11 protein-coding genes are annotated in these 8,852 nt (G+C 72.6%); 1 reads left to right on the forward strand and 10 read right to left on the reverse strand.

Annotated elements, in window-relative coordinates; translation table 11 throughout:
* Nucleotides 1-50 precede the first annotated feature (50 nt).
* Both ACIP4Z_RS30285 and ACIP4Z_RS30290 read right to left on the reverse strand, forming a co-directional pair.
* On the reverse strand, nucleotides 51-1,376 hold the full coding sequence (locus ACIP4Z_RS30285; protein ID WP_401313445.1) for an MFS transporter: 1,326 nt from the start codon (nucleotides 1,374-1,376) through the stop codon (nucleotides 51-53).
* A gap of 61 nt (nucleotides 1,377-1,437) precedes the next feature.
* A complete protein-coding gene (locus ACIP4Z_RS30290) occupies nucleotides 1,438-2,046 on the reverse strand; it encodes a helix-turn-helix domain-containing protein (protein ID WP_355334034.1) in 609 nt (202 codons plus the stop codon).
* Between the two features lie 109 nt (nucleotides 2,047-2,155).
* On the opposite strand from ACIP4Z_RS30290, the gene ACIP4Z_RS30295 reads away from it, so the two are divergent.
* Complete coding sequence (locus tag ACIP4Z_RS30295) at nucleotides 2,156-2,758, forward strand: O-methyltransferase (RefSeq protein ID WP_401313447.1); 603 nt, start codon at nucleotides 2,156-2,158, stop codon at nucleotides 2,756-2,758.
* 57 nt (nucleotides 2,759-2,815) lie between these two features.
* On the opposite strand, the gene hisF is transcribed toward ACIP4Z_RS30295, so the two are convergent.
* From hisF to hisD, 8 genes are all read right to left on the reverse strand, one after another.
* The gene (gene hisF / locus ACIP4Z_RS30300) at nucleotides 2,816-3,571 is read right to left on the reverse strand and encodes an imidazole glycerol phosphate synthase subunit HisF (RefSeq protein WP_355334040.1); all 756 of its coding nucleotides are present in this window, start codon (nucleotides 3,569-3,571) and stop codon (nucleotides 2,816-2,818) included.
* Complete coding sequence (locus ACIP4Z_RS30305; RefSeq protein WP_355334043.1) at nucleotides 3,568-3,972, reverse strand: Rid family hydrolase; 405 nt, start codon at nucleotides 3,970-3,972, stop codon at nucleotides 3,568-3,570. Before ACIP4Z_RS30305 ends, hisF begins: the two co-directional genes overlap by 4 nt.
* The gene (gene priA, locus ACIP4Z_RS30310; RefSeq protein ID WP_391044004.1) at nucleotides 3,969-4,694 is read right to left on the reverse strand and encodes a bifunctional 1-(5-phosphoribosyl)-5-((5-phosphoribosylamino)methylideneamino)imidazole-4-carboxamide isomerase/phosphoribosylanthranilate isomerase PriA; all 726 of its coding nucleotides are present in this window, start codon (nucleotides 4,692-4,694) and stop codon (nucleotides 3,969-3,971) included. The genes ACIP4Z_RS30305 and priA overlap by 4 nt, the downstream gene beginning before the upstream one ends.
* Nucleotides 4,695-4,804: 110 nt before the next feature.
* On the reverse strand, nucleotides 4,805-5,452 hold the full coding sequence (hisH, locus tag ACIP4Z_RS30315; protein WP_401313450.1) for an imidazole glycerol phosphate synthase subunit HisH: 648 nt from the start codon (nucleotides 5,450-5,452) through the stop codon (nucleotides 4,805-4,807).
* Nucleotides 5,453-5,466: 14 nt separating this feature from the next.
* Nucleotides 5,467-5,619 (reverse strand): hypothetical protein, encoded by a 153-nt coding sequence (locus ACIP4Z_RS30320; RefSeq protein ID WP_188280531.1) that lies wholly within the window; start codon nucleotides 5,617-5,619, stop codon nucleotides 5,467-5,469.
* A complete protein-coding gene (gene hisB, locus ACIP4Z_RS30325; RefSeq protein ID WP_355334053.1) occupies nucleotides 5,616-6,209 on the reverse strand; it encodes an imidazoleglycerol-phosphate dehydratase HisB in 594 nt (197 codons plus the stop codon). The genes ACIP4Z_RS30320 and hisB overlap by 4 nt, the downstream gene beginning before the upstream one ends.
* Nucleotides 6,206-7,363, reverse strand: coding sequence for a histidinol-phosphate transaminase (locus ACIP4Z_RS30330; protein WP_401313453.1), 1,158 nt, complete (start codon nucleotides 7,361-7,363; stop codon nucleotides 6,206-6,208). The genes hisB and ACIP4Z_RS30330 overlap by 4 nt, the downstream gene beginning before the upstream one ends.
* The gene (gene hisD / locus ACIP4Z_RS30335) at nucleotides 7,348-8,661 is read right to left on the reverse strand and encodes a histidinol dehydrogenase (protein WP_391043996.1); all 1,314 of its coding nucleotides are present in this window, start codon (nucleotides 8,659-8,661) and stop codon (nucleotides 7,348-7,350) included. The genes ACIP4Z_RS30330 and hisD overlap by 16 nt, the downstream gene beginning before the upstream one ends.
* Between the last annotated feature and the right edge of the window lie 191 nt (nucleotides 8,662-8,852).

Consider the following 8,852-nt stretch of genomic DNA (forward strand, 5'->3'; position numbering starts at 1 on the left):
GCGCGAAGCTAACAGGAGGCCCCCGCGCACGTCACAGCATTTTCTCGGCGTCAGTCCCGGCCCGCGGCCACCGGCTCGGCGGGAGCCGTCACGTCCGCCGCCGGGCGCGGCGCCGGCTTCCCGCGGGGAAGTTCCGCGGTGCGGATCGCGGGGGTGGCGAGGCCGACCACGCCTCCGGTCATGGTGAGGACGGCGCTGGTGAGGAAGACGGGGGCCGGGCCCCAGGCGGCGACGGCGGCGCCGAAGAGGGGGTAGGCCAGGGGGGCGAGGCCGAAGCTGCTGAGGCTCATCACCGAGGTGACGCGGCCGAGGTAGCCGGGGTCGGCCGCCGACTGGATGAGGGCGTACGCGAGGCTGCCGCAGATGCCGCAGAACAGGCCGCTCAGCGCGGCGACGGCGACCGCGAGGGCCGGCGAGGGCGCCACGCCGATCAGGCCGACGCCCGCGGCGCCCGCGAACAGGGCGCCGATCTGGACGGCCCCGGCCCGCGGCAGGCGGCCCCGTACGGTCAGCAGCAGCGCGGCGCACCCGGCGCCCGCGCCGAAGCCCGCGATGATCCAGCCGTAGCCGGACGAGCCCCAGCCGCGGTGCTGGGCGAGCAGGATCATGCCGACGTTCAACGGGCCGACCAGGCCCAGTTCGCAGATGGCGGCGGACAGGACCAGCGGGCCGACGAGCCGGTGGCGGCGGACGTACCGCAATCCGTCGAGCAGATCCCGCCAGGCGCTCGCGCCCTCCTCGGGCCCGTCGCTCCCGGCGGGCGCTTCGGGCAGCGGGCTCATGCGGGTGGCGATCAGCAGCGGTACGGAGACCGCGAAGAGCGCGCCCGCCAGGGCGAAGGCGGCCGTGGCGCCGCCGAGCCCCATCGCGAGGCCGCCGACCGGCGGTCCGACGATGGTGCCGAAGCGGATGGTGAGGGACCGCATGCCCTGCAAGCGGGTGAGCTGGTCGGCGGCGACGATCCGCGGCGGCAGCGCGCCGACGGCCGGCATGAACAGCGCGTCCACGACGCCGAAGAGCAGCGAGACGACGACCAGCAGCCACAGGCCCGGCGAGGAGAGCGCCAGCGTCGCCGCGGCGCCGAGGATCAGCGCGCAGCGCACCGCGTCGCTCCCGATCACCACCTTGCGCGGCCCGAACCGGTCGGCGATCACTCCCCCGCCGAGCATCAGCACCGCGCGCGGCACCGCGCCGACCGCCATCACCAGGCCCACCTGCGTCGGCGGCGCCACCTTGGCGGCGGCGAAGCCGAGGGCGAGGAAGTAGACGCAGTCGCCGAGCATGGACGCGGTGTACGCGATCAGCCAGCGCAGCACGTTCCCGTCCTTGTGCGCGGGCCTGCCGTGCGGTGCTGCGGGTATCGCGGTCGCCGTCATGGTGGCGGCCCTCCTCTGGTCTCGACGTCGGGTCGGGCGCGGTCTGAGGGGCCTTCCGCGGTCACTCCCGGAACGGGAATCCGTACATCTGCACGGCCACCAGCTCCCGGCCCTCGGTGTCGCCCGCCTCGACCGCCGCCTTGCCGCGGTCGATCCAGCGGCGCATGAGCGCGGTGATCTCCTCGTCCATCTCGTGGAGTTCGGCGGCGCTGAGCCGCGGCATGTACTCGGAGCTGAAGGAGGCGTCGGTCCACTCCCCCGCCCAGGCGGCCTGCTGGGCCAGGTAGCGCTCGTACCGCTCGTAGCGGCTGGCCAGGAGCTGCCTGGTGACCTCGTTGACGACGGCGGCGCCCTCGGGCCGGTCCGTGAAGTCCCCGCTGCGGAAGGAGAATCCGCGCTCGGCGGAGACCTTCCACCAGCGCTCGCGGCCGTCGGTGCTCTTCTCGGGGGCCTCGACGATGAAGCCGTGGGCGGCGAGCTTGCGCAGGTGGTAGCTGACCAGGGACACCGCCTCGTCCACCTGGTCGGCCAGGTGGGAGGCGGTGGCGGCACCCGAGGTGACCAGGTGGCGGTAGAGCTGGATGCGCAGCGGGTGGGTGAAGACCTTCAGCGCGTCGAGGTCGGTGATGCGCTGGGCCCGGGGCCGGGGGGCGTCGTCTTTTTCTGGCACGACCACCAGCCTAGATAGAAAAGAAAAGTTGCGCAATCTAATTTGCGCAACTTCTCTTTCTCATCTGTTCACCGGCCGTGGACCGGGCGCCCCCGGCAGGATGTCGGGCATGTCACTCGACGGCACCCGCGCGCACCTCCGCGGCCCCGGCGACCTGCCCCCGCTGGTCGAACGCGCCGCCCGCACCGCACAGCAGCTCGGCTTCCCCTACTCCTGCCGCCCCGAGCAGGGCCGCCTGCTGCGCGCGCTCGCCGCGGGCGCCACCCGTATCGGCGAGACCGGTACCGGACTCGGAGTGGGGCTCGGCTGGCTGGTCACGGGCATGCGGGACGACGCCACCGCGGTGAGCGTCGAGCGCGATCCGGGGCGCGCGGAAACGGCCGCCTGGCTGTTCTCGGACCTCGCGCCGCAGGTCACCGTCGAATGCGGCGACTTGAAGGACATCGCCGCGCACGGCCCCTTCGACCTGCTGGTCCTGGACGGCGGCGGCCAGGGGAAGGGGGACGAGGCGGCCGATCCCGTGGAGCTGCTGCGGCCCGGCGGCGTCCTCGTCGTGGACGACTTCACGCCCGCCGACCGATGGCCGCCGCTGCACGAGGGCAGCCCCGATCCGGCCAGGCTGCACTGGCTGGAGCACCCGGCGCTGCGCTCGGTGGAGATACCGCTCGCGCCGGACCTCGCGGCGCTGGTCTGCACCCGCCGCCAGGACTGAGCCGCCGAAAAGCGGAGCCGCCGCACATGGAGAGCGGCGGCCGACGGAAACCCGTGCTCAGCGCACCGGGTGCCCGGCCTCCCGCAGCGCCGTCTTGACCTCGCCGATCCGCAGGTCGCCGAAGTGGAAGACGGACGCGGCCAGTACGGCGTCGGCGCCCGCCGCCACCGCGGGCGCGAAGTCGGCGAGGCGGCCCGCGCCGCCGGAGGCGATCACCGGGACCGTCACCAGCTTGCGGACGGCCGCGATCATCTCCGTGTCGTAGCCGTCCTTGGTGCCGTCCGCGTCCATCGAGTTGAGCAGGATCTCGCCCGCGCCCAGCTCGGCCGCCCGCTGCGCCCACTCCACCGCGTCGATGCCGGTGCCGCGCCGCCCGCCGTGCGTGGTGACCTCGAAGGAACCCGAGGGGGTGCGCCGCGCGTCCACCGACAGCACCAGCACCTGCCGGCCGAACCGCTCGGCGATCTCCCGGATCAGCTCGGGCCTGGCGATGGCCGCCGTGTTGACGCCCACCTTGTCGGCGCCCGCGCGCAGCAGCAGGTCCACGTCCGTGACCGTCCGCACACCGCCGCCCACGGTGAGCGGGATGAAGACCTGCTCGGCCGTACGGCGGACGACGTCGTACGTGGTCTCCCGGTCGCCGGAGGACGCGGTGATGTCCAGGAAGGTCAACTCGTCGGCGCCCTCGGCGTCGTAGAGCTTGGCCATCTCCACCGGGTCGCCCGCGTCCCGCAGATTCCGGAAGTTGACGCCCTTCACGACGCGGCCGTTGTCCACGTCGAGGCAGGGGATGACACGGACCGCGAGGGTCATCTGCCGGCTCCTCGGTAGGCTTCGATCTCCACCTCGACCAGGACGCGGGAGTCCATGAAACCGGCCACCACGACCATGGTGGCGGCGGGCCGCACGGCCCCGAACAGCTCCCGGTGGGCACGCCCGACGTCGTCGGCGTCCCTGGCGTGGCTCATGTACATGCGGGTGCGGATCACACTGTCGGGCCCGAGGCCGAAGGGCTCGATCGCCGCCAGCGCGTTCCCGAAGGCGAGCAGGGCCTGTTCGTACGGGCTGCCCTCGCCGCGCACCTCGCCGTCGACGAGGGGCATCGTGCCGGACACCAGGACCAGGTCCCCCGCCGCGACGGCGCGGGCGAAACCGATGGTCTCCTCCAGCGGGCTTTCGGACTGGTCGCGCCGTACTGCGGGGGTCTCCGTCATCGTGATACCGCCTCCAGGGCTTCTTCCAAGGTGAACGCCTTGGCGTAGAGCGCCTTTCCGACAATCGCGCCTTCGACACCCCGCGGCACGAGAGTCGCGATGGCGCGCAGGTCGTCGAGGGACGAGACGCCGCCGGACGCGACGACCGGCCGGTCGGTGGCGGCGCAGACCCCGGCGAGCAGTTCCAGGTTGGGGCCCTGGAGCGTACCGTCCTTGGCGATGTCGGTGACGACGTACCGCGCGCAGCCCTCGGAGTCCAGCCGGGCCAGCGTCTCGTAGAGGTCGCCGCCGTCGCGGGTCCAGCCCCGGCCGCGCAGCGTGGTGCCGCGCACGTCGAGGCCGACCGCGATCCGGTCGCCGTGCTCGGCGATGACCTTGGCGACCCACTCCGGGGTCTCCAGCGCGGCCGTGCCGAGGTTGACGCGGGTGCAGCCGGTGGCCAGCGCGGCGGCGAGCGTGTCGTCGTCGCGGATGCCGCCGGACAGCTCGACCTTGATGTCCATCGAACGGGCCACCTCGGCGATCTGCGCCCGGTTGTCGCCGGTGCCGAAGGCCGCGTCGAGGTCCACCAGGTGCAGCCACTCCGCGCCCGCCGCCTGCCAGGCCAGCGCGGCGGCGTGCGGGTCGCCGTAGGACGTCTCGGATCCGGACTCGCCGTGCACGAGGCGTACGGCCTGGCCGTCCCGGACGTCGACGGCGGGGAGGAGTTCGAGCCTGTTCATCGGGTGCGTCCTACGTCGTAGAAGGGAGGAGGTGAAAGCGGACGGTGGAAGGGGGCCGGGCGGCGAGTGAGAGGGTCTAACGGGTCGAGCGGTTGACGCGTGAGACCGCGTTAGAGGGTGTCCAGCCAGTTGGTGAGCAACTGGGCGCCCGCGTCGCCGGATTTCTCCGGGTGGAACTGGGTGGCCCACAGCGCGCCGTTCTCCACCGCGGCCACGAACGGCTCGCCGTGCGTGGACCAGGTGACCTTCGGCGCGCGGATCGCCGCGTTGTGCGTGTCGAATTCCCACTCGCGCACCGCGTAGGAGTGCACGAAGTAGAAGCGGGCGTCGGTGTCCAGGCCCGCGAACTGCCGTGAGTCGGCGGGCGGCCGTACGGTGTTCCAGCCCATGTGCGGGACGACGGGCGCCTTCAGCGGCTCGACCGTGCCGGGCCACTCGTCGAGCCCTTCGGTCTCCACGCCGTGCTCGATGCCGCGGGCGAAGAGGATCTGCATGCCGACGCAGATGCCCATGACCGGCCGTCCGCCGGCCAGCCTGCGGCCGACGATCCAGTCGCCGCGTACGCCCTTCAGGCCCGCCATGCAGGCGGCGAAGGCGCCGACGCCGGGCACCAGCAGCCCGTCGGCGTTCATCGCCCGGCCGAAGTCGGCGGTGATCTCCACCTCGGCCCCGGCGCGCGCGAGCGCCCGCTCGGCCGAACGGACGTTGCCGAAGCCGTAGTCGAGGACGACCACGCTCTTGTGCCTCAGTCCAGTCATGTCGGCTCCTCCCGCTAGAGCTGGAGCAGCCCGGCCGCCAGCGCCATCACGGAGCCGATGGCCAGGACCGCGATCATGCTCTTGGACTGCTTCTGCTGCCAGAAGGAGTAGACGCCTCCGGCGAGGAAGAGCCCGAGCAGGATGAAGAGGGTCGAGTACGTGTTCATAGCGCGCCCTTGGTCGACGGCAGGATTCCGGCGGCGCGCGGGTCGCGCTCGCTGGCGTAGCGCAGCGCCCGGGCGAGCGCCTTGAACTGGCACTCCACGATGTGGTGCGCGTTGCGCCCGTACGGCACGTGGACGTGCAGCGCGATCTGCGCCTGGGCGACGAAGGACTCCAGGATGTGCCGGGTCATCGTGGTGTCGTAGGAGCCGATCATCGGCGCCATGTTCTCCGGCTCGGTGTGCACCAGGTAGGGGCGGCCCGACAGGTCGACGGTCACCTGGGCGAGGGATTCGTCCAGCGGGACCGTGCAGTTGCCGAAGCGGTAGATGCCGACCTTGTCGCCGAGCGCCTGCTTGAACGCGGCACCGAGCGCGAGCGCGGTGTCCTCGATCGTGTGGTGCGTGTCGATGTGCAGGTCGCCCTCGGTCTTCACCGACAGGTCGAACAGGCCGTGCCTGCCGAGCTGGTCGAGCATGTGGTCGTAGAAGCCCACACCGGTGGAGACGGCCACCTGTCCCGTACCGTCCAGGTCGATCTCGACGACGACGGACGTCTCCTTGGTGCTGCGCTCCACGCGGCCCACGCGGGTCATGCGGACTCCTCCGTACGGTGGTGCCTGATGTGCTGCTGGTCGCTGTGTTCCTTGACCACGGTCCTGACGGCGTCGAGGAACGCGTCGTTCTCCGCCGGGGTGCCCGCGGAGACCCGCAGCCAGCCGGGGACGCCGTTGTCCCGGACGAGGACCCCGTGGTCGAGGATCGCCTGCCAGGCGGCGTGGCTGTCGGCGAAGCGGCCGAACTGCACGAAGTTGGCGTCGGACTCGGTGACCGCGCAGCCGATCGCCGTCAACTCGGCGACGAGCCGGTCCCGTTCGTCCTTGAGCTGCTGGACGTAGCCGAGCAGTGTGTCGGTGTGCTCCAGGGCGGCCAGCGCGGTCGCCTGGGTGACCGAGGACAGGTGGTACGGCAGCCGGACGAGCTGTACCGCGTCCACCACGGCGGGGTCGGCCGCCAGATAGCCGAGCCGCAGCCCGGCGGCGCCGAACGCCTTGGACATGGTGCGGGTCAGCACCAGGTGCGGGCGGCCCTCGATCAGCGGCAGCAGCGACGGGCGGTGCGAGAACTCGCCGTACGCCTCGTCCACCACCACCATCGACGGCTTGGCGGCCTGCGCGGCCTCGTAGAGCGCCAGTACGGTCGCGGCGTCCACGGCCGTACCGGTCGGATTGTTGGGCGAGCAGACGAACACCACGTCGGGGCGGCGGCGGTGGATCTCACGGACCGCCGCGTCCACGTCGATCCGGAAGTCCGCGTCGCGCGGCCCGGAGATCCAGCCGGTGCCGGTGCCGCGCGAGATCAGCGCGTGCATCGAGTACGACGGCTCGAAGCCGATCGCGGTCCTGCCGGGGCCGCCGAAGGTCTGGAGGAGCTGCTGGATGACCTCGTTGGAGCCGTTGGCCGCCCACACCTGGTCGCTGCCCACGCGGTGGCCCGCGGTCCTGGACAGATACGCGGCCAGCTCGGTGCGCAGCTCGACGGCGTCCCGGTCCGGGTAGCGGTTGAGCTGCCGGGCGGCCTCGGTGACGCGCTCGGCGATCCGGGCGACCAGCGCGTCGGGCAGCGGATACGGGTTCTCGTTGGTGTTCAGCCGCACCGGCACGTCGAGCTGGGGCGCGCCGTACGGGGACTGGCCGCGCAGTTCGTCGCGGATGGGCAGGTCGTCGATGCCGGTCACGGGAGGTCCCATCCGAAGCGGGCCTTGACCGCGGCGCCGTGCGCGGGCAGGTCCTCGGCCTCGGCGAGCGTCACCACGTGGTGGGCGACCTCGGCGAGCGCGTCGCGCGTGTAGTCCACGACGTGGATGCCGCGCAGGAAGGACTGCACGGACAGGCCCGAGGAGTGGCAGGCGCAGCCGCCGGTGGGCAGGACGTGGTTGGAGCCCGCGCAGTAGTCGCCGAGCGAGACGGGGGCGTGCGGGCCGACGAAGATCGCGCCCGCGTTGCGCACGCGGGCCGCGACGGCGGCGGCGTCCTCGGTCTGGATCTCCAGGTGCTCGGCGGCGTAGGCGTCCACCACCTCCAGGCCCTGGTCGAGGGTGTCGACCAGCACGGTCGCCGACTGGCGGCCGGTGAGCGAGGCGGTGATCCGCTGGGTGTGCCGGGTGGCCTCGACCTGGGCCTCCAGCTCCTTGTCGACCGCGTCGGCCAGCTCGGGCGAGGTGGTGACCAGGACGGCGGCGGCGAGCGGGTCGTGCTCGGCCTGGCTGATCAGGTCGGCGGCGACGTAGCCGGGGTCGGCGGCGGCGTCGGCGAGGATCGCGATCTCGGTCGGCCCGGCCTCGGCGTCGATGCCGATCCGGCCCTTGAGCAGGCGCTTGGCGGCGGCCACGTAGATGTTGCCGGGGCCGGTGACGAGGTTGACCGGGCGGCACTCGTCGGTGCCGTACGCGAACATCGCGACGGCCTGCGCGCCGCCGGTGGCGTACACCTCGGTCACGCCGAGCAGGGCGCAGGCGGCGAGGATGGTGGGGTGCGGGGAGCCGCCGAAGTCCTTCTGCGGCGGGGAGGCCACCGCGATGCCCTCGACCCCGGCCTCCTGCGCGGGCACGACGTTCATCACGACGGACGACGGGTAGACGGCGAGGCCGCCGGGCACGTAGAGGCCCACGCGCTGGACGGGCAGCCACTTCTCGGTGACGGTCCCGCCGGGCACGACCCGTGTGGTGACGTCCTGGCGGCGCTGTTCGCGGTGGACCAGGCGGGCGCGGCGGATCGACTCCTCCAGCGCGGCGCGCACGGCCGGGTCGAGCGCGGCCAGCGCGTCGCTCAGCGCCCGCTCGGGCACCCGCAGCCGGTCGACCCTGACGCCGTCGAACCGCTCTCCGTACTCGATGACCGCCGCCGTGCCGCGATGGCGCACGTCCTCGCAGATCGGCCGCACGGTGTTCAGCGCCGCCTCCACGTCGAACTCGGCTCGGGGCAGCAGGTCGCGGTCGATCCCGCCCTCGGGGAAGGCGGCACCGCGCAGATCGATTCGGGAGATCACCCTGCCAAGTGTAGAGACCCGGGCATGGGGGACGTTCCGCGGTTCCACTCCGTGATACGCCGCCCGAGGCGGGCCCGCCGCTGTCGCGGGCATGGCCTAGGTGTATTGATCACGAGCGTTGTTGACATGTGCCGGTGCTTGATCATGGCGAAGACCTCCGGTGTGGTGGAGCTGTCTAGGACTGCACCGCA

It is taken from the genome of Streptomyces sp. NPDC088910 (assembly GCF_044749865.1).
In the GTDB taxonomy this organism is placed as follows: domain Bacteria; phylum Actinomycetota; class Actinomycetes; order Streptomycetales; family Streptomycetaceae; genus Actinacidiphila.